The following is a 24,655-nucleotide window of genomic DNA, read 5'->3' on the forward strand; positions in this document are numbered from 1 at the left end:
CGGCCCTATCCCGCCGCGACCGTCGGAAAACCACCATGTCCGTTGTCAGCCACGCCCGCGATACCGCCGGCCAGCCCGCCCTGCGTCACGATTGGAGCCGTTCGGAGGTCGAGGCGCTGTTCGCGCTGCCGCTGACCGAACTGCTGTTCCGCGCCGCGCAGGTGCATCGCCAGCATTTCGATCCGGCCGAGGTCCAGGTCAGCACGCTGCTGTCGGTCAAGACCGGCGGTTGCCCGGAGGACTGCGCCTACTGTCCGCAGGCCCAGCGCTACCACACCGGTGTCGATGCGACCAAGCTGATGGCCACCGAGGCGGTGCTGGAGAAGGCGCGCCAGGCCAAGGCCGCCGGCGCGACCCGCTTCTGCATGGGCGCGGCGTGGCGCTCGCCCAAGGACCGCGACATCCCGAAGGTCGCGGCGATGATTCGCGAGGTCAAGGCGTTGGGCATGGAGACCTGCGCCACGCTGGGCATGCTCAGCGGTGAGCAGGCGCGCGCGCTCAAGGACGCGGGCCTGGACTACTACAACCACAACATCGACACCGATCCCGAGTACTACGACGCGATCATCCGCACGCGCGATCTGCAGGACCGCTTCGACACGCTCGAGCACGTGCGCGAGGCGGGCCTGAAGACCTGCTGCGGCGGCATCGTCGGCATGGGCGAGAGCGGCCGCCAGCGCGCCGGTCTGCTGCGCACGCTGGCCAACCTGCCGGCGCATCCCGATTCGGTGCCGATCAACCGGCTGGTGCAGGTGGAGGGCACGCCGCTGCATGGCACCGAGCAGATCGACCCGTTCGACTTCGTGCGCACGATCGCGGTCGCGCGGATCCTGATGCCGCGCTCGATGGTGCGGCTGTCGGCCGGGCGCCAGGACATGAGCGACGAACTGCAGGCGATGTGCTTTCTGGCCGGCGCGAACTCGATCTTCTACGGCGAGCAGTTGCTGACCACCGGCAACCCCGACACCGAGCGCGACCTGGCGCTGTTCGCGCGCCTGGGCCTGCGGCCGATGCAGGTGATGGTCGATGCCGCCGATCACGACCACCCGGGCACCGTGCACGCCGACATCATCGAACTGCCGCAGCACCCGGCGAGCTGCGCGGCATGACGTCGGCGCGCGCGGACGCGGGCGGCGATGTCGCCTGAGCGGCCCGATCTGCGCGAACGCGCGCGCGCGGCGCGGCTGGCGCGCGATGCCCGCCACGCCCGTCGTCGGCGGCGCACGGTCACGCGCCGCGACGGCATGCGCTGCGAGGTCGACGACCGCTGGCTACTGAACTTCTGCGGCAACGACTACCTCGGCCTGGCCCAGCATCCGGCCGTGGCGGCGGCGCTGCGCGATGCGGCCGTTGACGACGGCGTCGGCAGCGGCGGCTCGCACCTGGTCTGCGGTCACCACGCCCGCCATGTCGCGCTTGAGCGCGAGGTCGCCGACTGGCTGCAGGTACCGGCGGCGCTGCTGATGGGCAGCGGGTTTGCGGCCAACCTCGCGGTGCTGCAAGCGCTGCTGGGCGAGGCCGATGCCTGCGTGCAGGACCGCCTCAACCACGCCAGCCTGATCGATGCGGCGCGGCTGGCCGGTTGCCGGTTGCGCCGCTACCCGCATGGCGACGCGCAAGGCGCGCTGCGCCAGTTGCAGGGGCTGCCGGGCGGCGCGGCGCTGGTCGCCACCGACGGCGTCTTCAGCATGGACGGCGACATCGCCCCGCTGCGCGAGCTGGCCGCGGTCGCGCAGACGCAGCAGGCGTTGCTGTATGTCGACGATGCGCACGGCATCGGCGTGTGCGGGCCCGAGGGCCGCGGCAGTGTCGCCCAGGCCGGGCTCGGCATCGATGCGGTGCCGCTGCAGTTGCTGACGCTCGGCAAGGCACTCGGCGGCTACGGCGCGGTGGTGGCCGGCGATGCCGATCTCGTCGCGCACCTGGCCGAAACCGCGCGGCCCTATGTCTACACCACCGCACTGCCACCGGCGCAGGCCGCCGCGACGCTGGCCGCGGTGCGGCTGGCGCGCCATGAACACTGGCGCCGCGAGCGCCTGGGTGCGCTGGTCCAGCGCTTTCGCGAACGCGCCGCGCGCGCGGGCCTGGACCTGATGCCGTCCGACACGTCGATCCAGCCGCTGCGCTGCGGCGACAACGCGACCGCGCTCGCGCTGTCCCAGGCGCTCGACGCGGCCGGCTTCTGGGTGGCGGCAATCCGGCCGCCGACCGTGCCCGAGGGCCAGGCGCGGCTGCGCATTACGCTCGCCGCAACCCACGAGGACGCGCAGATCGATGCGCTGGTCGACGCGCTCGCCGCCGCGCGCGATGTGCTGGCCCCGACGTCTTCCGCGATCCCGGCATGAGCACGCAGCCCCACGACAACCGCCGCGCCCTGCTGGCGGTGGCGATCGCACTGGCTTCGGCGCTGTTCTTCACGCTGACCTACGTGCTCAACCGCGCCAGCGCCAGCGGCGGCGGCCACTGGGCGTGGACCGCCTGCCTGCGCTATTTCATCACCCTGCCGCTGCTGCTGCCGTTGATGCCGTGGCAAGGCGGCGCCGCGCCGGTGCTGCGTGCGATCGTCGCGCATCCGTGGGCGTGGCTGCGCTGCAGCGCGATCGGTTTCCTGCTGTTCTACGGCATGCTCTCGTTCGCCGCGTCCAGCGGCCCGGCGTGGCTGGTCGCCGGCAGTTTCCAGTTCACCGTGATCGCCGGCATGTTGTGCGCGCCGCTGCTCTATCGCGACGCCCGGCGCCGCGTGCCGCCGGCCGCGCTGGCCGTGGCGGCAGCGATCCTGGTCGGCGTGCTGCTGATGCAGTTCGGCCACGGCGGGGCGGGCCTGGACGCGGCGGGCTGGATCGCGCTGGCCTGCGTGCTGACCGCGGCGATCGCCTACCCGCTGGGCAATCGTCTGCTGTTGCTGCATCTGGAGCGCACCGGCGAAGACCTCAGCGCGACCCAGCGCGTGTTCGGACTGACGCTGGCCAGCCAGCCGTTGTGGCTGGTCGTGGCGGCCTTCGCCTGGCACCAGGCCGGCGCACCATCGCTGCCACAGGTGTGGCTGGCGGCAGGCGTGGCGCTGAGCGCGGGCGTGATTGCGACCATCCTGTTTTTCCAGGCGACCGGCATGGTCCGGCACAATCCGGTCGCGCTCGGCGCGGCCGAGGCGATGCAGGCGGCCGAACTGCTGTTCGCCGCGCTGCTGGGCGCGCTGTTTCTGCACGAGGCCTGGCCCCAGGGCCGGGCGCTGCTCGGCGCGCTGGTGGTGACCGGCGGCATCGTCGCGTTCGCGCTGCTGGTCGCGCGCCCGGCGGCGACCAGCCCGCGTCGCACGCGCGCGCTGCGCGGGGACAAGGGCGCATGACCCACGAAGGCACACCGACGATGCACGACACCCCCTCGGCCACCGTGCTGCCCGATGACGGCAGCGGCCTGCACATCGAGGTCTGTGGCGACGGGCCGCCGCTGGTGCTGCTGCACGGTTGGGCGATGCATGGCGGCGTGTTCGCGCCGCTGGTCGCGCGCCTGCGCGCCCACCGCACCGTCTACTGCGTGGACCTGCCGGGTCATGGACACAGTCGCGAGGCCACCGTGCCGCTGGCGCTCGCACCGGTGGTCGATGCGCTCGCGTCGCGGCTGCCGCCGGCGCCGTGGCTGGGCTGGTCGCTCGGCGGGCTGTTCGCACTGCAAGCGGCAGCGACTCGCCCGGGCACGGTGACTGCGCTGGCGATGCTGTGTGCGAGCCCGCGGTTCGTGCGCGGCGACGACTGGACGCACAGCATGGCGCCGGAGATCTTCCACGACTTCGCGCGTGGTCTACGCGACGACTACCGCGGTACCCTCGACCGCTTCATCGCATTGGAGGCGTTTGGCTCGGAGGATGCGCGTGGCGAGTTGCGCGCGCTGCGCGCGGAGGTGTTCGCGCGTGGCGAGCCGGCCGCGCATGCGCTCGCCGAGGGGCTGCAACTGCTGCGCACCGTCGACCTGCGCGCGGCGTTGCCCGGACTCACCTTGCCCAGCCTGTGGCTGGCCGGTCGCCGCGACCGGCTGGTGAACCCCCAGGCGATGCACGCCGCCGCCGCGCAGGCCCCCGGTGCGCAGGCGCACACGATTGCGCATGCCGGCCACGCGCCGTTCCTGACCCATGCCGATGCCGTGGCCGAGCAGTTGCTCGCCTTCCTGCCCGCGGCTGCGACCTGACGCGCCATCTTCCGTCACCGAATCGCCGACCCCATGACCGCCATCTTCGATCGTACCCACGTCCGCCGGGCGTTCTCACGCGCCTCGTCGAGCTACGCCGGCGCCGCCGCCCTGCAGCGGCAGGTCGAGGCGCATCTGCTCGAGTCGCTGGACTATCTCGACGACCGCGTGCCGGGCTGCGTGCTCGATGTCGGCAGCGGCCCGGCGCACGCCGCGCTGGCGATGCGCGCGCGCTGGCCCAAGGCGCGCATCGTCGCGGTGGACCTGGCCTTGCCGATGCTGCAGCAGGCGCCGGTGCGCACCGGCTGGCGTGACCGCCTCGGGCTGCAGCGGCCGGTCGATCGGGTCTGCGCCGATCTGCGTGCGCTGCCGATCGCCGACGACAGCGTCGACGTGCTGTTCTGCAACCTGTCGCTGCAATGGGTCGAGGATCTGGCGGCTGCGTTCGCCGGCTTTCGCCGGGTGCTGCGTCCCGACGGTCTGTTGCTGTGTTCGACATTCGGGCCGCAGACCCTGATCGAACTGCGCGAGGCCTTCGGCCATGCAGACGAGGTGCCACACGTCAGCCCGTTCGCATCGATCGCCGAGTTCGGCGACGCGCTGATGCAGGCCGGCTTCCGCAACCCGGTGCTCGACCGCGAGGTCGTGGTCCACCATCACCCCGACATGACCGCGCTGATGCGCGAGCTGCGTGCGGTCGGCGCGACCAACGCGCTGGCCGGTCGCCGCCGTGCGCTGACTGGCCGCGCGCGCTTCGCCGCGGCCGCCGCGCACTACGCGCAGTTCCGTGAACCCGAGGGTCTGCCAGCGAGCTGGGAATGGATCACCGCGATGGCCTGGGCGCCGCAGCCGGGTGCGCCGATCCGCGACGGCGGCGAGGAACTGGCGCGGTTCCCGGCCAGCGCGATCCCGGTCCGCCGACGGCGCGACTGACGCCGCGCCGCCGGCGCAGGCTCAACCGGCCTCGGCCATCCAGGCCTCGGCATCGGCGCCGGCCGCAATGCGCATCGGCGTTCCGGGCTCGGTCGTCGCCCGCCAGATCGCCTCGGCCACGTCCGAGGCCTGCGTGACCGGGCCGCCGGTCTCGCGGAAGCCGGCGATCATGCGCTCGACCAGCGGCCCGTACGCGGGATGGTCGACGCCACGCAGGTGCGCACGCGCGTTCTCGCCGAAGCGCGTTTCCGGCGCCCGGCCGGGCAACACCAGCCGCACGCGGATGCCCAGCGGCTCGACCTCGACGGCCAGCGATTCGGTCAGCGCCTCGACCGCCGCCTTGCTGGCGCGATAGACGCCCAGCAACGGCAGCGGCCGCAGGGTCACCGACGAACTGACGTTGACCACGACCCCGGCGCCGCGTTCGCGGAACTGCGGCAGTACCGCTTGCGTCGTCGCCAGCGTGCCCAGGGTGTTGGTGCGCAGCAGCGACAGCGCGACGTCGGCCGGCGTCAGCTCGACCGGGGCCGGCGCACCGAAGCCGGCGTTGTTGACGAGCGCGTCGATCGGCCCGGCGGCGTCGACCGCCCGCGCGATGCTGTCGGCATCGGTGACATCGAGCGGCAGCACGCGCAGCCGCTCGGACGCAGGCAAGACATCGGGACGCGGCGTGCGCATCGTTGCGACGACGTGCCAACCGCGTTCGAGGAACAGCTGCGCGGTCTGCAGGCCGAAGCCGGAGGAGCAGCCGGTGATCAGGACAGTGGACATGGGCGATGCCTGTTGGGGGAGGAGCCTCGACGATAGGGCGCGGCGGCCGGACCCTCTAGAATCGAACGTCGCCCATTCCACGCCGAGCGTCCTGCATGGTCGATCCCCTGTCCGAAGTCGTGGGCCTGCTGCAACCGGCCGCACGGTTCTCGAAATTGCTCGAAGGCGCCGGTGCGTGGCGCATCCATCGCGACGGCACTGGCGAGCCGTTCTATGCCGCGGTGCTCGAGGGCACCTGCTGGCTGTCGGTCGACGACGGCCCGCCGATCGCCCTGCAGGCGGGCGATTTCCTGCTGGCGCCGGCGATGCACGCGCTGATCGCCACCAGCGCCGTGCCCGGCGGAGCCGATGATGTGACGGCCACTGTGCCGGTGCAGGTGCGCGACGGCCTGGTGCGTATCGGGCCGGTGGGGGCGCCGGTCGATCTGCGCGTCCAGATCGGCTACTGCCAGTTCGCCGCGCCCGACGCCGGGCTCCTGGTCTCGCTGCTGCCCGGTGTCGTGCACGTGCGCGACGACCCACGGCTGACCGCACTGGTGCACCTGGTCGGCGAAGAGGCGCGGGCGCATCGCCCGGCACGCGAGGTTGTGCTCGAGCGCCTGCTCGAGGTGCTGCTGATCGAGGCCCTGCGCGGCCGCGGCGACGCCGCCGAGGCCTCCGGCCTGGCGCGGGGGTTGGCCGACGAGCGGCTCGCGGCGGCGCTGCGCGCGCTGCATGCCCGGCCCCGGCACCCTTGGACCGTCGCCGAACTCGCGAATGAGGCCGCGCTGTCGCGATCGGCGTTCTTCGCGCGCTTCACCCGGGTGGTCGGGATGGCGCCGATGGCCTACCTGCTGACCTGGCGCATGGCGTTGGCCAAGCGCCTGCTGCGCGGCGCGGACCTCGGCCTTGACCAGGTCGCCGAGCGCGTCGGCTATGCGACCGCCAACACCTTCGGCACGGCATTCACGCGACATGTCGGGGTCTCGCCGGCCCGATACGCCCGGGACGACCTCGCGCCCGCATAGCCAGTGCTGTCTGCGCGCGGCTGCGGGGGCATGGGTCTTCGGGCCGCACTGCGCACTGACGACGCCGGCCCGCAGGCGTTATGCTGCGCTGCAGCAATGACTGGATCTTCTCCTGTGCCTGCCGACTTCCGCCCTGGCGCGTTCGAAGCCGTGCCCGATGCTGCCGAGGTGGCGGCGGCGGTGGCTGTGGCCGCCCCGGCGCCGCTGCCACAGCGCCATACCGTCACCGAGGATGTGCAGGGCCTGATCCTGGCCAGCCTGGTCAGTGCGCTGGGCATGTCGATCCTGGCGACCGGCGGCCTGATGGTCGGCGGCGTGGCCGGTATGGCGCTGCTGGCGCACTACGCCACCGGCGCGCATTTCGGCCTGCTGTTCGTGCTGTTCAACCTGCCGTTCTATTGGATCGCGGTGCGGCGCATGGGCTGGGAGTTCACCCTCAAGACCTTTCTCGCGGTCGGCGTGACCGGCGTCGTCGCCGACCTGATCCCGCGCATGGCGCCGTTCGAATCGATGACGCCGTTGTTCTCGGCGGTGTTCGGCGGTGCGCTGGTCGGCATGGGCATCCTGTCGTTCATCCGCCACCGCGCCAGCCTGGGCGGGGTGGGCATCGTCGTGGTCTGGCTGCAGCGCAGCCGCGGCTGGAGCGCGGGCAAACTGCAGCTGGGCTTCGACACGGTGCTGATGCTGGTCTCGCTGACCGTGCTGCCGCCGTCCAAAGTGCTGTACTCGGCGCTCGGCGTGCTGGTGCTCAACTTGGTGCTGCTGTTCAACCACCGGCCCGGGCGCTACATGGGCGCCTGAGCGCGGCGTTCATCCGCCGCCGCACGCCACCGCCTAGACTCGGCGCCTCCTCCCGGCGACGTGGATGCCTTGATGCGCTGGCGCCCGACCACTGTGCTGCTGTTGACCGCGTTGTGGCTGCCGGCGTGGCCGGCGTCCGCGCAGCAATACGAGATCGACCTGTCGCAGATCGATACGACCGCGGTGCTGTCGAGCGGCGGCGACGTGCTGCGGCGCGCTGCGCCCGAGGCCATCGACGGGCTGTTCCAGGCGGTGCTGCACGCCTCGCGCGAACCCGGGGAAGCGCGGGCGTTGTGCGACCTGTTCGAGCCCGATGCCGCGCGCGACTTGGCTGCGTTCCAGCGCACCGTCGACCGGCTCGGGCCGGCCAGCCGCAACCGCTTCGCCAACGCCTTCACCCAGGTCGCGCTGACCGGCTTGCAGGGCCCGCCACAGGCCTTCGATCCGGCCGCCGCGCAACAGGTGCTGCGCGCGGCCGCGGTGACCGCGACGTTGCTCCATGACGGTTTCATGCTCGGGCTCACCTCGACCGGGACCGACGAGGCCAGCCGGGCAGGGCGCTGCCGCGCGTTCCGGCAGATGGTCGACGTGCTCAAGGACCAGCCGCAGACCCAGCGCGTGCTCGCGACCCGCTGGCTGCTCGCCGAGGGCCTGACCCTGGTCGCCGACGGCCAACCCGCAGCGCGCTGAGCGCGCCGTGTCGGCTCACGACGCGAGCCGGGCGACGATCGACTCGTAGAGATCGCGGTGGAAGAAGTACACCTCGCGCAGCAGGAACTCGCGCTGGGTGCGGAACGTGCGGAAGCGCGTCGACGGTGTCGGTGAGCCGACCGCATCGATGCCCAGCCGGCGGCTCGCGCGCAGGGCGCGCGCCATGTGCAGCGGGTCGCTGACCACGATGACCCGGTGCAGGTCGTGCTCGCGCATCAACCGCCGCGCTTCGACCAGATTTTCGACCGTGGTGCGCGAGCGCGACTCGGTGAGAATCGCCGAGGCCGGGATATCGCGGCGCAGCGCGTAACGCCGCGCGACCTGCGCCTCGGAGAAGCGCGCCTTGGCGCCGCCGTAGCCGCCGGTGAAGATCAACACCGGCGCATGGCCGGCGCGATAGAGATCCAGGCCGTGGTCGATCCGCGCCTCGAACACCGGCGAGGGCACCGCATCGTAGGCGGCCGCCCCCAGCACGACGATCGCGTCCGCCGGGCCAGCATCGTCGCGGCTGCCCACATGCACGATCCAGGCCGCGACGCCGGCCAGCCAGGCGACCAGCAACAGCGCGCCCCACATGCACAGGCGCAGCAGCGAACGGCGTCGACGCCGCTGGGTCATGGCCGCACCGCTGCACTCACGGCCGCCACGGCAGCCGGTCCGGATCGACGTTGCCGCCGCTGAGCACGATGCCGACGCGGCGGCCGGCGAAGCGCGCCGGCGCGCCGAGCACCGCGGCCAGCGCGATGGCCGACGACGGCTCGACCAGTTGCTTGGTGTGCACGGCGATCCGCCGCGCGGCGGCGATGGTGTCGGCATCATCGACCGCCAGCACCTCGACCGGCGTTCCCTGTGCGACGCCATGGCGCGAGAGGATCTCGAAGTTCGGCGCGCCGAGCAGCCCGCGCAGCCCGTCGCAGACCGTATCGGGCACCAGGTCGTCGACGCGCGCGCCCTGGCGCAGCGAGCGCAGGGTGTCGTCGGCGCCGCGCGGCTCGGCCAACACCAGCCGGGTTTGCGGCGCGGCGTGCGCGATCGCCAGCGCGGTGCCGGCCGCCAGCCCGCCGCCGCCGACCGGCACGACCAGATCGTCGAGCGGGCCGGCCGCATGCAGCAGCTCGAGCGCGGCCGTGCCCTGGCCGGCGATCACCTGGGCATTGGCATAGGGGTGCACGAGCGTGGCGCCGGTCTGCGCGCGGACCTGTTCGCAATTGCGCTCGCGGTCGGCCAGCGTCGCCGCGCAGCGATGCAGCACCGCGCCGTAGCTGGCGATTGCGGCCAGCTTGGTCGCCACCGCGCCTTCGGGCACCACGACATGGCAGGCGATGCCGTGCAGATGCGCGGCCAGCGCAAGCGCCGCGCCGTGATTGCCGGACGAGTGCGTGACCACCCCGCGTGCCGCGATCAAAGGGTCCAACGCCAGCACCGCGTTGCACGCGCCCCGGAACTTGAACGCGCCGGCACGCTGCAGGTGTTCGGCCTTGAAATGCAGCGCGCAACCGGCGGCCGCATCGATCACCCGGCTGCGCAACACCGGTGTGAGGTGGGCGACCTGCGCGAGCCGGGCCGCCGCGGCGAGCAGGTCGTTGGCATCGGGCAAGGGCAAGGCGGCATGCATCGCAACAGCGTAGCCGAGCGGGCTTGCGGATTCACGACCGAACATGAGCGTGTCGCGTGGCCGGCCGGTGCCCTTAAGGGCTGATTCAATGGGCACAGCCGAAGCTGGAGCCCTTATCGAGCGGGGGACCGCCATGATCCGCAAGGGACTGATCCTCGTCGCCTGTCTGACCCTTGCCGGTTGCGCGAGCTACGGCTACCGGGGCGGCAGTGGCGATTACTACTACGGCTCGCCCGGCACCGTGTACCGCAGTTACGGCGCGCCCTATGGCAGCGTCGGCTACGGCAGCTACTCGGGCTGGTATGGCGGCGCGGGCTACGGCGCGCCGTACTACTACAGCCGGCCTTACGGCTATGGCTACGGCGGTGGTTACTACCGGCCGCCGCCAGTGATCGTGCGCCCGATCGTGCCCGGTCGTCCGGGGTACGGACACGGACACGGACGGCCCGGTTATCGGCCGCCGCACGGCCACGGCCCTGGCCGCCCGGGCTGGGGCAATGGCCGGCCTGGCGTCGGCCGCCCGGATCGGCCCGGACGTCCTGACTCCGATCGCCCGGGGCGCCCCGGTGGGCACTGGGGCGGACGCCCCGGCGGCGGCGACGGCCGTCCCGGCCACAATGGCCCGCGTCCGGGCTACCGCCCGCCGTCGCAGGCACGCCCGCCGGAGCAGCGCCCGCCGAGCCGCCCGCCGAGCAGCGACACCCCGCGCCCAGCGCCGCGCGAGCGCGCCGGCTACCGCCGCCCCGACGAGCGCGTCCCCTGATCCATTCAAAACCGGGGTCAGAGTCGCTTTTCGCGCATGCATTGCTGACGCCATGGCGCGGTGTCGAGGCGAAAAGCGACTCTGACCCCGGTTTTCGGGTCTGCCGGTTTTGCTGGACGTGGCGGCTTTCGTGAACGCCGGCCCATTCCGGGAAGTCGAGGTGCATTGGGGCTTGCGCCTTCGGCATTCCCGGGCGAAGCTTGGCGCCGCCTGACCGATTGCGTCGGTTTACGACGAAAAGGTCATACGACTGTCGATGCCCGGCGGGGGACTCTCGGATCCCCCCTGTTCCGCCCTCCGCCGGGCATCGGCTCTTCACCCTGCCGCGCAAGGCGCGCGCGTGGGGCGGCGAGCCAAAAAAAAAGGGCCGGATGTCCCCCGACATCCGGCCCCGCGCTTCCCCGGGACGTACATGGCTGGCCCTGTTCCAATCTCCAGCCGCGCCCCCCTTTCAGACGCTTGCCGTCCTGGGTGCAGCCCGGACGTACGCAGAAATCGTGCCAAGCGCCGGCTCGCCCGCGCCGGCCGACCTGCCGGATAATCCGCCGATGCCCAACGACTTCTACAGCTACGACGTTATCGTCGTCGGCGGTGGCCACGCCGGCACCGAGGCCGCGCTCGCATCCGCGCGCGCCGGTGCCCGCACGCTGCTGCTGACCCACAACGTCGAGACGATCGGCGTGATGAGCTGCAACCCGGCGATCGGCGGTATCGGCAAGGGCCACCTGGTGCGCGAGATCGATGCCCTGGGCGGGATCATGGCCCGCGCCGCCGACGCCGCTGGCATCCAGTGGCGTCGGCTCAACGCCTCCAAGGGCCCGGCGGTCCGCGCCACCCGCTGCCAGGCTGACCGCAATCTCTACCGTGCGTTCGTGCGCCGCGCGGTCGAGGCGCAGCCGAACCTGACGATCTTCCAGTCGGCGGTCGACGATCTGCTGATCCACAACGGCATGTCCGAAGGCGATGCAGTGCGCGGCGTCATCACCCAGAGCGGCCTGCGCTTCGATGCGCCGGCGGTGGTGCTGACCGCGGGCACGTTCCTCGGCGGTCGCATCCATGTCGGCGAAGCGCAGTCGGCGGGCGGCCGTGCGGGCGATCCGCCGGCGACCACGCTCGCCCAGCGCCTGCGCGAGCGCCCGTTCGTCGTCGACCGGCTCAAGACCGGCACGCCGCCGCGGATCGACGGCCGCACGCTCGACTACGCTGCGATGGCGATCCAGCCTGGCGACGATCCGCGGCCGGTGTTCTCGTTTCTCGGCTCGCAGGCCGACCACCCGCGGCAGGTGCCGTGCTGGATCACCCGCACCACCGAGCACACCCACGAGATCATCCGCGGCGCACTGCATCGCTCGCCGATGTACTCGGGCCAGATCGAAGGCATCGGCCCGCGTTACTGCCCGTCAATCGAAGACAAGGTCGTGCGCTTCGCCGACAAGGACAGCCACCAGATCTTCGTCGAGCCTGAGGGCCTGGATGTCGCCGAGATCTATCCCAACGGCATCTCGACCTCGCTGCCGTTCGATGTGCAACTGGCGCTGGTGCGCAGCATCGTTGGCTTCGAGCAGGCGCACATCACCCGCGCCGGCTACGCGATCGAGTACGACTTCTTCGATCCGCGCGGGCTGCGGGCGTCGCTGGAGACGCGCGCGGTGGCCGGGCTGTTCTTCGCCGGGCAGATCAACGGCACCACCGGCTACGAAGAAGCTGCCGCGCAAGGCCTGGTGGCCGGGCTCAATGCGTCGCGTCGCGTGCGCGGCCTTGATGCCTGGACCCCGCGCCGCGACCAGGCCTACATCGGCGTGCTGATCGATGACCTGATCACGCACGGCACGAAGGAGCCGTACCGCATGTTCACCAGCCGCGCCGAGTACCGGCTGCAGCTGCGCGAAGACAATGCCGACCTGCGCCTGACCGGCATCGGCCGTGAGCTGGGCTTGGTGGACGACGCGCGCATGCAACGCTTCGAGGCGCGACGCGAGGGGATCGAGCGCGAGACCGCCCGTCTGCGCGGGCTGTGGGCCTCGCCGCACAACGCGTTGGGCCGTGCGGTCGTGGAGACGCTGGGCATCGAGCTGCGCCGGGAGAGCAATGCGGTCGATCTGCTGCGCCGCCCCGGGCTCGATTACCCGGCGCTGATGCGCGTGGACGGCCTCGGTCCGGGCGTGAGGGATGCCGAAATCGCCGAGCAGGTCGAGATCGAGGCGACGTACTCGGGCTACCTGGAACGCCAGCGGGTGGAGATCGAGCGCCAGCAGCGCCAGGAGGGCACGACGATCCCGGACAGCTTCGACTACACCGCTGTGCGCGGGCTGTCGGCCGAGATCGTGCAGAAGCTCGGCCAGGTGCGGCCGTTGACCGTCGGCCAGGCCCAGCGCATTCCCGGCATGACCCCGGCGGCGATCTCGCTGCTGCTGGTGCATCTCGAACGCGCGCGGCGCGGACGCGTGGCCGGCGCGGCGTAACGGCGCGCGGCGTGGTCACCGGCCGCCAGACCGCTGTGGCCGCTTCAGCACTGCGCTTGCGTTCTTACGATCCGTCGCCACCTTGGATCGATGCATCTGGACATGCCCGAAACGCCTGAGGATTCGCCCGCCCAGCGGGCGCGGGACCGGCAGCGGTTGTCGCGTGCGCTGCAGGCCAGCATCGGCTTCGTGCTGCTGCTGGTCATCGCCTTTGGCCTCCAGGCGATGGTCGATTGGCGTGCGCTGGCGGTCCGTCCCGGCGAATGGGCGGGGCTGGCGGGCCTGCTCGGTGCGCCGCTGCTGCACGGCTCGCCGGGTCATCTGATCGCCAACGCCAGCGCGCTGCTGGTGCTCGGCACGCTGGCGCTCGCGGTGTATCCCAAGGCCACGCTGCGCGGCTTGCCGTTGATGTGGCTGGGTTCGGGCCTGGGTGCCTGGCTGCTCGGCGATCCGGGCTCGCACCATCTCGGCGCCAGTGGCGTGACCCATGGCCTGATGTTCCTGGTGTTCGTGCTCGGCCTGCTGCGCCGCGACCGGCCCTCGGTCGCCGCCGGCATGATCGCCTTCCTGTTCTACGGCGGCATGTTGCTGACGATCCTGCCGCAGGAGCCGGGCGTGTCGTGGCAGTCGCATCTGGGCGGCGCACTGGGCGGCGTGCTTGCGGCGTTCTGGTTCCGCCGTGCCGACCCGCAGCTGCCGCGCCGCCGCTACAGCTGGGAGATCGAGGAAGAGGAGGCGCAGCGCGCTGCGCGCCTGCAGGCCGGGACGCTGGAGCCGCCGACGCCGCACGACGTGCCGGTGCTGTGGCAGCGCCCGCCGGCCGATGACGCGCGCGGGGTCGTGCTGCCGTTCCCGTCGCGCGCGCGGGCGCGCGACCAGGACGACGACGCCGACGACGCGCCACCGGCGCGCTAACGAAGGCGGCGCCCGCGCTACCATGCGCAACGCCTCGAAACAGGACATCACCTATGCAGGATGCATCTTCGGACAATCTGTACGCGCCACCCACCGCGGACGTGGCGCCGATGCCGGACGCTGCCGTCGCCGCGCAACCGTTCTATGTCGTCTCGGCCACGAAGTTCTGCGTGCTGTTCTTCGTCACCTTCGGACTCTACGTTCTGTACTGGTTCTACGTGCACTGGCGTCGATGGGGACGCGCCCACAACGAGACCGTGTGGCCGGTGCCGCGGGCAGTGTTCTCGATCTTCTTCGCCCATGCGCTGGCTCGGCGCATCGACGAGCGCCTGCGCGCGCTCGGCATCGTGCGCGCCTGGTCGCCGGCGCTGGCGGCGACGGTCTACATCGTCTTCCAGATCGCCAGCACGGTGACGTCACGCCTGGCCGATCGCGGGATCGGCGTGCCGATCACCGACCTCGTCTCGCTGCTGGCGCTGGTGCCGATCGCGCTGTCGATGCTGGCGATGCAGCGCGCCGCGAACGTGGCCTGCGGCGATCCCGACGGCGCGGGCAACCGGCGCTTCACCTGGGGCAACTGGGCGTGGATCGTGGTCTTCGGTCTGGTCTGGGTGCTGATCGGCGCGGCGATCCTGTTGCCGGTCTTCGACGTGGAGTTGCCGCAATGACCCCGACGTCGCGTGCATCGCGCGCCGGTGACTGACCGGCATGCACGCACCGGACGATCCCTACGCGCCGCCGCGGGCCGACGTGCGCGCATCCGTCGCCACCGGCGATGCGTTCTACGTGGTCTCGCCGCTGAAGCTGGTGGTGCTCTACGTCGCCACGTTCGGGCTCTACCAGATGTACTGGTTCTATCGGCACTGGGACCGCTGGCAGACCGTGCACGGCGTCAGGGTGCGACCGGTCGTGCGGGCATTGTTCGCCTTGTTCACCGTGCATGCGCTGGCGCGCCGCATCGACGAGGCGCTGCGCGCGGTGGGCAGTGCGCGGCGCTGGTGGCCGATGGCGGTGGCGAGCGTGTTCTTCCTGTGCGAAGCGGTGTCGTGGGGCACCGCGTTCGCCGGCCCGGAGGTGGCCGCGCGCTGGCCGGCGACGACGCCGTGGATGGACTGGTCGGGCATCGCGTTGATGCCGCTGGCCTGCGCCAGCCTCGTCCGCCTGCAGCTGGCCGCCAATGCCGCCTGCGGTGACCCGCAGGCGCTGCGCAACCGGCGCTTCACGCTCTACAACCGGCTCTGGATCGTGGGTGGTGTGTCGGTGGTCACGATCGCGACCGTCATCGTCTTCCACATGCGCGCGGGCTGAGGCTCAGCGCCGCGCCGCCAGCCGCAGGCCGCGCGGCACTAGCGCGCGCTCGGCCAGTTCGAACACGCCCTGCACCGCCAGCGCCAGCAACGCGGCGGGCACCGCGCCTTCGAGGATCAAGCCCAGGTCATCGAGCCGGATGCCGGTGAGGATCGGCTGGCCGTAGCCGCCAGCGCCGATCAGCGCACCCAGCGTTGCGGTGCCGACGTTGATCACCGCCGCGGTCTTGATGCCGGCCAGGATCGTCGGCAAGGCCAAAGGCAGTTCCACCCGCAACAGCCGCGTCGTCGGCGGCAGCCCGATCGCCGCCGCGGTCTCGCGCAGCTCGCGCGCGATGCCGGTCAGCCCGGCGTGGGTGTTGCGCACAATCGGCAGCAGGCTGTAGAGAAACAGCGCGGCGATCGCCGGCCCTGCGCCGATGCCGAACAGCGGGATCATGAACACGAACACCGCCAGCGATGGCAGCGTCTGCAGCACGCCGGTCAGCGCCAGCACGCCCTGGCCCAGCCGCGGCCGCCGCGCCGCGATCACGCCCAGCGGCAACGCGACCAGCAGCGCCGCACCGAGCGAGATGCCGACCAGCGCCAGATGCTCGCCGGTGCGCCGGGCGATGCGCGCCATGCGGCTGTCGCCCTTGCTTGGCGCGACCCCGAGCCAGTCGGCCGCGACCGTTGCCTCGTCCACGCCATCGAGCTTCACCTGCGCGTTGAGCCGCTGCATCGTCGCCGCGTCGATCCGGCCTTCTAGGCCGCGCAGTGCGGCCAGCACGGCGGGCGCACGCGTGCCCAGGTCCGCGCGATAGAGGTAGACCGCGGCATACGACGGGAAGTAGTCGCGGTCGTCATCCAGCACGACCAGGTCGTAGTGCGGAATCTCGGCATCGGTTGCGTACAGGTCGGTGGCGTCGATCGCGCCGTTGGCCAGCGCCCGATACGCAAGGTCGTGGTCTAGCCCGTCAGGGCGCTGCGGCAAGCCGTAGGCCGCGCGCAAGCCCGGCCAGCCGTCGCCGCGCGACATGAACTCGTTGCTCAGGCCCAGCCGCAGTGCCGGGTGCGCGGCGAGATCGGACAGCTGCGTGATCCCCAGTTGCGTGGCCTGCGCGCGGCGCATGCCGATTGCGTAGCTGTTGTCGAAGCCCAGCGGCGCGGTCATCGCCAGTCCGCGTTCGGCCAGCGCCGCCTCCAGCGCCGCACGTTGCGCACGCGGCATGCGCAGCAGTTCGTCGGCCAGCGTGCCGGTGTATTCGGCGTAGGCGTCGATCTCGCCTTCCAGCAGCGCACGCCACAGGATCCGGCTGCCGCCGAGCTGGCGGCGATGGGTGACCTCGGCACCGGCCTGACGCGCGGCCAGCGTCGCGATCTCGCCCAGCACCACGCCTTCGGTGAAGTTCTTCGAGCCGATCGTGGCGGTCTGCGCGGCGGCCAGTGTCGGCAGCAGCAGGCCGACCAGCAGCGCCAGCGTCGCACCCAGCCTGCGCCACCCGCTCACCGCGCCGCCTCGTCGACGCTGCGCTGGGCGTGCATGAAGGCCTGCACGAAATCGTCCGCCGGTGCGTCGAGCAAGCTGCGCGGCGGGCCTTGCTGCACGATGCGCCCGGCCCGCAGCAGCACCACCGTGTCGGCGAACCACACCGCCTCGGCGATGTCGTGGGTCACCAGCACCACGGTCTTGCCCAGGCGCGCGAACAGCGCGCGCATTTGCGCCTGCAGATCGTGGCGCACGATCGGGTCGAGCGCGCCCAGCGGTTCGTCGAGCAACAGCACATCGGGGTCGAGCATCAGCGCACGGATCAGCCCCACGCGCTGGCGCTGCCCGCCCGACAGCTCGGCCGGATAGCGTCGCAGCGCATCGGCCGGCAGCTGGCACAGCGCGGCGAGTTCGCTCATGCGCGCTTCGATCCGCGCGCGCGACCAACCCAGCGTGCGCGCCAGCAGCGCGATGTTGCCGGCGGCATCGAGATGCGGGAACAGCCCGCCCTCCTGGATCACGTAGCCGATCCGTCGGCGCAGCGCCGGCAACGTGTCGCGGCGCAGCGGCGTGCCGTCGAAACGCACCTCGCCGGTGTCGGGCCATTCCAGGCCGACCAGCATCCGCAGCAGCGTCGACTTGCCCGCACCGCTGGGGCCGATCAGTGCGGTCGTCGCGCCGGGCGCGATATGCAGATCGAAGCCATCGAGCGCGTCGGCCGCGCCGTAGCGCCGGTGTACTTGGTCAAGGTCGTACATCGCGGCAGGCTAGCAAGCCCGATGTGCAGGCCCCGCGGCCGCGTCGGCGGCCTGTGCTACGGTCCGGCCTCGCCCGCCCGGACCCGTGTCATGCCCCGTCTCGCGCTGCTCGTCTGCCTTCTTGCGCTGTTGCCCGGCTGCGGGCGCGACCCGGCCCCGGCGCCCGCGGCCGCCGAGGCGATGCCCGCCGCCGCCGCGGTCGCGAACGACACCCCGGCCGGCCAGCGCATCGAGGCCGACGTGCGCACGTTGGCCGATCCGCGCATGGACGGCCGCTTCACCGGCAGCGCGGGCTATGCGCGGGCCGCCGACCATGTCGCCGCCCGCTTCGCCGCGATCGGCCTGGAACCGGCCGGCGACGACGGCGGCTGGCAGCAACGCGTGCCGCTGCTGCGCGCCAGCGTCGAGCGCGACGGGGCCCGGCTGGAGGTCGAGCGCGGCGGGCGGCGCATCGCGCTGCGGCCATTTGAGCAGTTCCTGCCGCTGCCCGACTTCGCCGCGCCGCGCAGCGAAGCGAGCGCACCGGCGGTCTTCGTCGGCCAGGCAATCGACGCCCCCGAGCTCGAGCACGACGACTTCCGCGGCGTCGACCTGCACGGGCGCATCGCCGTCGCCTTCGGCGGGGCACCCGCACGCTTCCCGGGCACCCAGGCCGCGCATTACGGCAGCCTGCGCAGCAAGGTCGAGGCGGTCGCCGCACGCGGCGCGATCGCGCTGGTCTTGGTGCACACCGCCGCCGACGAGGCCGGTACCCCTTGGCCGCGCACGCTCGAGCGCGGGCTGCAGCCGGCGATGCGGTTGCGTGGCGACGACGGCCGCGCCTTCGACGACGGCCCGCCGCTGCGCGCGATGGCGGTGGTGTCCGCGGCCGCCGCCGACCTGGTGTTCGCCGACGGCCCGCGCACCGCGGCCGAACTCGCCGACGCCGCGCGCGCCGGCACCGCGACGCCGTTCGCGCTGCCCGGCACGCTGACCCTGGCCGCGCGCACGCGCATCGACACGCTCGAGGGCCACAACGTCGTCGGCCGGCTGCCGGGCCGCGACCCGGCGCTGGCCGGCGAGAGCATCGTGCACACCGCGCATCTGGACCACCTGGGACCGGGCGCGGACGGCGAGGGCATCCACCACGGCGCACTCGACAACGCGCTGGGCGTGGCGATCATGCTTGAGGCCGCGCACGAACTGGCGCACAACGGCCGCGCGCCGCGGCGCTCGACAGTGTTCGCGGCGGTGACCGGCGAGGAGCAGGGCCTGCTCGGCACCACCTGGCTGGCGCGCCGGCCGCCACCGGCGGTCGGCCGCGTGGTCGCCAACCTCAACATCGACATGCCGATCCTCACCGCGCCCACGCGCGACATCGTGGCGATCGGCGTCGAGCATTCGAGCCTGAAGCACGCAGTCGAACGCGCGGCGGCGGAAGTCGGTGTTGCGCTGTCGCCCGATCCGTTTCCCGAGGAAGCGACGTTCGTGCGCAGCGACCAGTACGCCTTCGTGCGCGCGGGCGTGCCGGCGCTGTACCTCGACGGCGGTGTCACGTCGGCCAATGCGGGCCAGGACCCGCGGGTGGCGGCGACCTGGTTCCTGCGCAACTGCTACCACCGGCCCTGCGACAACGTCGAGCTGCCGATCCAGTACGGCGACGCCGCGCGCCTGGCGCGGGTGAGCGCGGCGATCACCCGCCTGGTCGGCGACGATGACGCGGCGCCCCGGTGGAACGACGGCGATGTGTTCGGTACGCGCTTCGCGGCGCCGCGCGGGAATGAAAAATAACGTCCCGCACCGCCGCCGGCCCCCGGTTTTGGGGGGCGATGGCCTCAGCCGCGCGTGCGCGAGGGGACGTCGTCGTTGGCGGCGGCCGGCAGCGTGCGCTCGGCGGCGACTTCGGGCAGTTCGATGATGAAGCGCGCGCCGCCGCCTTCGCGATCCTCGTACCACAGCTGGCCGCCGAGGTTGACGATGATCTGCTTGGCCAGCGAGAGCCCCAGGCCGCTGGAGCGCCCGTCGTCCTTGTCCGCGTGCGCCAGCCGCTGGAACGGCCGGAACAGCGCGTGCTGCAGGTCGCGGGCGATGCCCGGACCGCGGTCCTCGATCAACAACTGCCAGAACCCTGGGCCGCCACCACGCAGCGAGATATCGACATTGCTCGACGGGGCGTACTTGATCGCGTTGGTGATCAGGTTTTCGGCCACCTGGCGCAGCACCAGCGTATCGACCGCGACGATCGGCGACGCCGACGGCAGCCGCGTCTGCAGCGCCACGCCGCGGTCCTCGAACTGCAGCGCATAGCGGTCGACCAGCCAGTCGACCACCTCGCGCAGCGCGGTGATGCTGCCGGCGGCTTCGTTTTTGCGCGAGGTGTCCTGGGTCTCGAGATAGCGCCGGATGTAGCCCAGCGCGTCTTCGGCGCTGTCGTGGATCATCCGGTGGTAGCGCGGCACGCGCTCGGGCTTGGTCTCGCCCTTGAGCAGCATGTCGCTGGCGAACCAGATGCTCGACAGCGGGTTCTTCAGGTCGTGCGCCACCAGGTTGACCAGCTCCTGGCGCTCGCGCGCGATGCGCTCGAGCCGGTCGCGGGTCTGCTTCAGGCCGACGTGGGCATTGACACGCGCCAGCAGTTCCTCGGGCATGAACGGCTTGGTGACGTAATCCACCGCGCCGGCGTCGAATGCGCGCAGCAACAGGTCGCGGTCCTGGGCGACGGTCAAAAACACCACCGGCAGCCGCAGCAGTTCGGGGATCTGCTTGATCTCGCCCAGCAGCGCGAAGCCGTCCATGTTCGGCATCAGCATGTCGAGCAGCAGCAGGTCCGGGCGTAGGTCCGACAGCAACGCCAGCGCCTCGGCGCCGTCGGCCGCCGTCGTCACCTCGTAGCCGTGACGGCTCAGCAGCGAACTGACCACGCGCAGGTTCGCAGGCTGATCGTCGACCACGAGAATGCGGCCACTGACGGGACTGGAGTAAGGCATGGAGCTCCGAGAGGAAGCCTGGCGGACGGACAGCGTGGGCGTCCACGCCAAATTGACGCAGACGTTAACAGAAATGCACGTCACGTGAGGGGCGCCTGTACAGGCGGTGTGCGCGGTTCAGTCTGCCTCGGCCCGCCAGCCGCCCGGCGGCAATGCGTCCAGGCGCCAGGGACCGATCGCGACCCGCACCAGGCGCAAAGTCGGCAGCCCGACCGCGGCGGTCATCCGCCGCACCTGCCGATTGCGGCCTTCCCGGATCGTCAGTGCCAGCCAGGCGTCAGGCACCGACTTGCGGAAGCGTACCGGCGGATCGCGCGGCCACAGCGTGGGCGGCGGGTCAAGCAGCGCGACCTGCGCCGGCCGGGTGGGGCCATCCTTGAGCGTCACGCCCTCGCGCAACGCCTGCAGTTGCGCGGCCGTCGGCGTGCCTTCGACCTGCACCTGATAGGTCTTGGGCAGCTTGTGCCGGGGGTCGGTGATCCGGTGCGCCAGCGGCCCATCGTCAGTCAGCAGCAACAGCCCCTCGCTGTCGTGGTCCAGGCGCCCGGCCGGGTACACCCCGGCCGGCAACCCGAACCCGGCCAAAGTCGCCCGCGGCGGCGTGCTGCGGTCGGTGAACTGGCACAACACGGCGAAGGGTTTGTTGAAGGCGATGAGCATGGGAACAGGGGTTGGAACGCAGGCGGGGGACGCTTCGGCAGCACGCGCACGGCGGGACGCGCGGTGGCGCATCCTTAACGCCGAACGCCGGCCCCCCAATCCTGGTCGGTCAGGGCTTCACGAACCGCAACGTCATCCGGTCGCTTTCGCCGATGGCGGCATAGCGGGCGGCATCGCCCGGCTCGTGGCGGCTGGTCGGCGGCAGGGTCCACACGCCGTTGGGGTGATCGCGGGTGTCGCGCGGGTTGGCGTTGATCTCGCTGCTGCCGTCGACCCGGAAGCCGGCCGCCTGCGCCAGCGCGATGACCTGGGCCTGGCCGACGTAGCCGCTGCGATCGTCAGCGGGCACGTCGCCGGCCGCGCGATGCTCGACCACGCCCAGCACACCGCCCGAACGCAAGACCTCGAAGAACGCCTTGAACATGCCCTCGGCCTGGCCGCTGCTGCGCCAGTTGTGGACATTGCGAAATGTCAGCACGACGTCGGCCGAGCCGGCCGGCCCCAGCCGTGGCGCCGCCGGATCGTAGGTCACGATCTGCGCCTGGTCGAACTGCGCCGGATCGCGCGCGAACCGCGCCTGCAGGCCGTCGTGTTGCGCCTGCTGGTAGTCGCGCCCACGACCGGCGGGCACTGCCGCCGGGTCGACCATCGCGGCGACATAGCGCCCGCTGCCGCGCAGGTACGGCGCCAGGATCTCGCTGTACCAGGCGCCGCTGCCGGGCGTGATCTCAATCACCGTCTGGCCCGGACGCACGCCGAAGAACTGCAGCGTCTCGCGCGGGTGGCGGGCGCCGTCGCGCGCGGCGTTCTCGGGCGTGCGCCAGTCGCCGGCGATCGCCGCGTCCAGGCGCGCCACGTGGGTGGCATCGAGGGCGGCCGAAGTATCGGCCCGGGTCTGCGGACCGCTGCAGGCGGTCAGCGCGAGCAGGGCGGCGGCGCACAACGACAAGCTGCGTTGCATGGGCGAAACTCCGGTGGACAGAGGCCGCCAGCGTGCCACAAGCCGCGCCGTTGCGGGCCGGACAGTCCGTACACGCGTGACCGGAACACTGCTTTGCGAGGCGGGGACGCGCACGTCGCCGCGCGCTGCCTATGCTGGCCGCATCTCTTCTCGACGGATCTTCGACCATGCCCGAACGCGAACTCGGACACTCGGGACTGCGCATCTCGCCGCTGGCGTTCGGCGGCAACGTGTTCGGCTGGAGTGCGGACGAGGCGACCTCGTACGCCTTGCTCGATGAATGCGTCGCGCTGGGCATCGACCTCATCGACACCGCCGATGTCTACTCGGCCTGGGCCGAGGGCAACACCGGCGGCGAATCGGAAACGCTGATCGGCAAGTGGCTGCAGCGCAGCGGCAAGCGCCAGGCGGTGACCATCGCCACCAAGGTCGCCAAGTGGTCGCAGCGTCCCGGCCTGTCGCCGGCCAACATCCAGGCCGCGTGCGACGACTCGCTGCGCCGGCTCGGCACCGATGTGATCGACCTCTACCAGGCGCACGAGGACGACCCCTCGGTGCCGCTGGAAGACACGCTCGGCGCGTTCTCGCGGCTGATCGAACAGGGCAAGGTGCGCGCGATCGGCGCCTCCAACTACACCGCCCCGCGCCTGGCCGAAGCGCTGGAGGTGTCACGTCGGCACGGGCTGCCGCGCTACGAGACGCTGCAGCCGCCGTACAACCTGGTCGATCGCGCCGGCTATGAGCGCGAGCTCGAGCCCCTGGTGCGCGCGCACGGCCTGGGGGTGATTGGCTACTACGCACTGGCCAGCGGCTTCCTCAGCGGCAAGTACCGCAGCGAGGCCGACGCCGCCAAGTCCAGCGCGCGCGGTGCCCAGGTGGTCAAGCAGTACCTCAACCCGCGCGGCAAGCGCATCCTGGGCGCGCTCGACGATGTCGCCTGCCGCCATGCGGCGACCGTCGCCCAGGTCGCGCTGGCCTGGCTGATCGCGCGCCCCGGCATCACCGCGCCGATCGTCAGCGCCACCAGTCTCGCGCAACTGCGCGAACTGGCCGCCGCGCGCACGCTGCTGCTGTCCAAGACCGACATCGCCGCCCTCGACGGCGCCAGCGCCGGTTGAGCTGCCACGCCGCCTCCACGGGGCGCAACGCCCCGATGCGGTATGACACCGAGGTTCCCGCCCGAGGTCCGCGCCGATGAAGCCCGCCACCACCACCCGCATCGTCCTGGCCGCACGCCCCACCGGCGCGCCGACCGCTGCCAACTTCCGCATCGAACAGGCCCCGCTACCAGCGCCGCGCAACGGCCAGGTGCTGCTGCGCAACCGCTGGCTCTCGCTCGACCCCTACATGCGCGGCCGCATGAATGCCGGCCGCTCCTATATCGCCCCGATCGAGGTCGGCGAGGTGATGGACGGCGGCACCGTCTCGGAAGTGGTCGAGTCGCTGCACCCAGCCTGGTCGCCCGGCGACCTGGTGCTCGCGCACGCCGGCTGGCAGACCCATGCCGTGGTCGACGGTGAAGGGCTGCGCCGCAAGATCGACCCCGACGGGCCGGCGCCGTCGCTGGCGCTGGGCGTCTATGGCATGCCCGGCTTCACTGCCTACGCCGGGCTGCGCGAGATCGGCAAGCCCGCGCATGGCGAGACCGTGGTCGTGGCCGCGGCCAGCGGCCCGGTCGGTGCGACCGTCGGGCAGATCGCCAAGCTCCAGGGCGCCCGCGTGGTCGGCATCGCCGGCGGCCCGGACAAGGTCGCGCATGTGCGCGACGACCTTGGCTTCGACGTCGCCCTCGACCACCGCGCCGACGACTTCGCCGCGCAGCTCCAGGCCGCGTGCCCGGACGGCATCGACGTGTACTTCGAGAACGTCGGCGGCAAAGTGCTCGACGCCGTGCTGCCACTGCTCAACGACTTCGCGCGCGTGCCCGTGTGCGGCCTCGTCGCCCACTACAACGACCGCGCGCTGCCCCCCGGCCCCGACCGCCTGCCGCAGCTGATGAGCCTGATCCTCTCGCGGCACCTGACCGTGCGCGGCTTCATCCAGCGCGACTTCATCGCGCTCTATCCCGAGTTCCTGCGCGAAATGGGCGCCTGGCTGCGTGACGGCCGCATCCGCTGGCGCGAGGACGTGGTCGAAGGCCTGGAAAATGCGCCCGAGGCTTTCATCGGCATGCTCGAAGGCCGCAACTTCGGCAAGCTGGTGGTGAAGCTCACTGACGACTGATAGCGTCGCGTCTTACGCGGTCTCTGCACACCACCGTCTGCGCTCCCGCTTGCGGGGCATTGCGCCCTTCACGGGTGGAGGGCCGGGGAGGGGGCAAACGCTCGCGCTGATGCTTGTTCCTAAAAAGAAAAACCCAGGACGCGATGTCCTGG

At 71.8% G+C, this 24,655-nt stretch carries 24 protein-coding genes; 16 read left to right on the forward strand and 8 right to left on the reverse strand.

Features of this window, described 5'->3' with window-relative positions:
- Positions 1–35: 35 nt before the first annotated feature.
- The 5 genes from bioB to bioC all read left to right on the forward strand — a co-directional run bounded on the left by bioB (position 36) and on the right by bioC (position 5,115).
- A complete protein-coding gene (gene bioB, locus MNO14_RS00620; protein ID WP_241944891.1) occupies positions 36–1,109 on the forward strand; it encodes a biotin synthase BioB in 1,074 nt (357 codons plus the stop codon).
- A 27-nt stretch (positions 1,110–1,136) separates the two neighbouring features.
- Positions 1,137–2,345, forward strand: coding sequence for an 8-amino-7-oxononanoate synthase (gene bioF, locus MNO14_RS00625; protein WP_241944892.1), 1,209 nt, complete (start codon positions 1,137–1,139; stop codon positions 2,343–2,345).
- Positions 2,342–3,346, forward strand: a complete 1,005-nt coding sequence (locus tag MNO14_RS00630; RefSeq protein WP_241944893.1) for a multidrug resistance efflux transporter family protein — start codon at positions 2,342–2,344, stop codon at positions 3,344–3,346. The genes bioF and MNO14_RS00630 overlap by 4 nt, the downstream gene beginning before the upstream one ends.
- 68 nt (positions 3,347–3,414) lie before the next feature.
- Complete coding sequence (gene bioH, locus MNO14_RS00635) at positions 3,415–4,182, forward strand: pimeloyl-ACP methyl ester esterase BioH (RefSeq protein WP_241946380.1); 768 nt, start codon at positions 3,415–3,417, stop codon at positions 4,180–4,182.
- Between the two features lie 33 nt (positions 4,183–4,215).
- Positions 4,216–5,115: a malonyl-ACP O-methyltransferase BioC gene (gene bioC, locus MNO14_RS00640; RefSeq protein WP_241944894.1), complete on the forward strand. Its 900-nt coding sequence runs from the start codon at positions 4,216–4,218 to the stop codon at positions 5,113–5,115.
- A gap of 21 nt (positions 5,116–5,136) precedes the next feature.
- On the opposite strand, the gene MNO14_RS00645 is transcribed toward bioC, so the two are convergent.
- Positions 5,137–5,886 (reverse strand): SDR family NAD(P)-dependent oxidoreductase, encoded by a 750-nt coding sequence (locus tag MNO14_RS00645; protein ID WP_241944895.1) that lies wholly within the window; start codon positions 5,884–5,886, stop codon positions 5,137–5,139.
- Between the two features lie 95 nt (positions 5,887–5,981).
- Here MNO14_RS00645 and MNO14_RS00650 point away from each other — a divergent pair, with 95 nt between their 5' ends.
- From MNO14_RS00650 to MNO14_RS00660, 3 genes are all read left to right on the forward strand, one after another.
- A complete protein-coding gene (locus MNO14_RS00650) occupies positions 5,982–6,893 on the forward strand; it encodes an AraC family transcriptional regulator (RefSeq protein WP_241944896.1) in 912 nt (303 codons plus the stop codon).
- Between the two features lie 96 nt (positions 6,894–6,989).
- A complete protein-coding gene (locus MNO14_RS00655) occupies positions 6,990–7,694 on the forward strand; it encodes a YitT family protein (protein WP_241944897.1) in 705 nt (234 codons plus the stop codon).
- Positions 7,695–7,766: 72 nt separating this feature from the next.
- Positions 7,767–8,384, forward strand: a complete 618-nt coding sequence (locus tag MNO14_RS00660; RefSeq protein ID WP_241944898.1) for a hypothetical protein — start codon at positions 7,767–7,769, stop codon at positions 8,382–8,384.
- Between the two features lie 15 nt (positions 8,385–8,399).
- Here MNO14_RS00660 and MNO14_RS00665 read toward each other — a convergent pair whose 3' ends face one another.
- Entirely contained in the window at positions 8,400–9,023 is a 624-nt protein-coding gene (locus MNO14_RS00665; protein ID WP_241944899.1) for a YdcF family protein, read from the reverse strand.
- 16 nt (positions 9,024–9,039) lie between these two features.
- The gene (locus tag MNO14_RS00670; protein ID WP_241944900.1) at positions 9,040–10,020 is read right to left on the reverse strand and encodes a pyridoxal-phosphate dependent enzyme; all 981 of its coding nucleotides are present in this window, start codon (positions 10,018–10,020) and stop codon (positions 9,040–9,042) included.
- Positions 10,021–10,153: 133 nt separating this feature from the next.
- Between MNO14_RS00670 and MNO14_RS16655 the strand changes: the two genes are divergently transcribed.
- From MNO14_RS16655 to MNO14_RS00695, 5 genes are all read left to right on the forward strand, one after another.
- Positions 10,154–10,783, forward strand: a complete 630-nt coding sequence (locus MNO14_RS16655; RefSeq protein ID WP_305879405.1) for a hypothetical protein — start codon at positions 10,154–10,156, stop codon at positions 10,781–10,783.
- Between the two features lie 548 nt (positions 10,784–11,331).
- Positions 11,332–13,245, forward strand: a complete 1,914-nt coding sequence (gene mnmG / locus MNO14_RS00680; RefSeq protein ID WP_241944901.1) for a tRNA uridine-5-carboxymethylaminomethyl(34) synthesis enzyme MnmG — start codon at positions 11,332–11,334, stop codon at positions 13,243–13,245.
- Between the two features lie 102 nt (positions 13,246–13,347).
- Positions 13,348–14,160 carry a rhomboid family intramembrane serine protease gene (locus MNO14_RS00685; RefSeq protein WP_241944902.1) on the forward strand — a complete coding sequence of 271 codons (813 nt, stop codon included), beginning with the start codon at positions 13,348–13,350 and terminating at the stop codon, positions 14,158–14,160.
- Positions 14,161–14,213: 53 nt separating this feature from the next.
- Positions 14,214–14,828: a hypothetical protein gene (locus MNO14_RS00690; protein WP_241944903.1), complete on the forward strand. Its 615-nt coding sequence runs from the start codon at positions 14,214–14,216 to the stop codon at positions 14,826–14,828.
- A gap of 40 nt (positions 14,829–14,868) precedes the next feature.
- Positions 14,869–15,468 (forward strand): hypothetical protein, encoded by a 600-nt coding sequence (locus MNO14_RS00695; protein WP_241944904.1) that lies wholly within the window; start codon positions 14,869–14,871, stop codon positions 15,466–15,468.
- A gap of 3 nt (positions 15,469–15,471) precedes the next feature.
- Here MNO14_RS00695 and MNO14_RS00700 read toward each other — a convergent pair whose 3' ends face one another.
- Positions 15,472–16,926: a glycine betaine ABC transporter substrate-binding protein gene (locus MNO14_RS00700; RefSeq protein WP_241946381.1), complete on the reverse strand. Its 1,455-nt coding sequence runs from the start codon at positions 16,924–16,926 to the stop codon at positions 15,472–15,474.
- Positions 16,927–16,952: 26 nt separating this feature from the next.
- Positions 16,953–17,693 carry an ABC transporter ATP-binding protein gene (locus MNO14_RS00705; protein WP_241944905.1) on the reverse strand — a complete coding sequence of 247 codons (741 nt, stop codon included), beginning with the start codon at positions 17,691–17,693 and terminating at the stop codon, positions 16,953–16,955.
- Positions 17,694–17,783: 90 nt separating this feature from the next.
- Between MNO14_RS00705 and MNO14_RS00710 the strand changes: the two genes are divergently transcribed.
- Positions 17,784–19,463, forward strand: coding sequence for a M28 family peptidase (locus MNO14_RS00710; protein WP_241944906.1), 1,680 nt, complete (start codon positions 17,784–17,786; stop codon positions 19,461–19,463).
- 44 nt (positions 19,464–19,507) lie between these two features.
- Here MNO14_RS00710 and MNO14_RS00715 read toward each other — a convergent pair whose 3' ends face one another.
- From MNO14_RS00715 to MNO14_RS00725, 3 genes are all read right to left on the reverse strand, one after another.
- Entirely contained in the window at positions 19,508–20,659 is a 1,152-nt protein-coding gene (locus tag MNO14_RS00715) for a HAMP domain-containing sensor histidine kinase (RefSeq protein WP_241944907.1), read from the reverse strand.
- Positions 20,660–20,776: 117 nt separating this feature from the next.
- Complete coding sequence (locus MNO14_RS00720) at positions 20,777–21,319, reverse strand: pseudouridine synthase (RefSeq protein ID WP_241944908.1); 543 nt, start codon at positions 21,317–21,319, stop codon at positions 20,777–20,779.
- Between the two features lie 109 nt (positions 21,320–21,428).
- Positions 21,429–22,280: a methyltransferase gene (locus tag MNO14_RS00725; protein ID WP_241944909.1), complete on the reverse strand. Its 852-nt coding sequence runs from the start codon at positions 22,278–22,280 to the stop codon at positions 21,429–21,431.
- A 167-nt stretch (positions 22,281–22,447) separates the two neighbouring features.
- Between MNO14_RS00725 and MNO14_RS00730 the strand changes: the two genes are divergently transcribed.
- Complete coding sequence (locus MNO14_RS00730; RefSeq protein WP_241944910.1) at positions 22,448–23,398, forward strand: aldo/keto reductase; 951 nt, start codon at positions 22,448–22,450, stop codon at positions 23,396–23,398.
- Positions 23,399–23,474: 76 nt separating this feature from the next.
- The gene (locus MNO14_RS00735; protein WP_241944911.1) at positions 23,475–24,503 is read left to right on the forward strand and encodes an NADP-dependent oxidoreductase; all 1,029 of its coding nucleotides are present in this window, start codon (positions 23,475–23,477) and stop codon (positions 24,501–24,503) included.
- Positions 24,504–24,655 lie beyond the last annotated feature (152 nt).

Source organism: Luteimonas sp. S4-F44 (assembly GCF_022637415.1).
Lineage (GTDB): Bacteria > Pseudomonadota > Gammaproteobacteria > Xanthomonadales > Xanthomonadaceae > Luteimonas.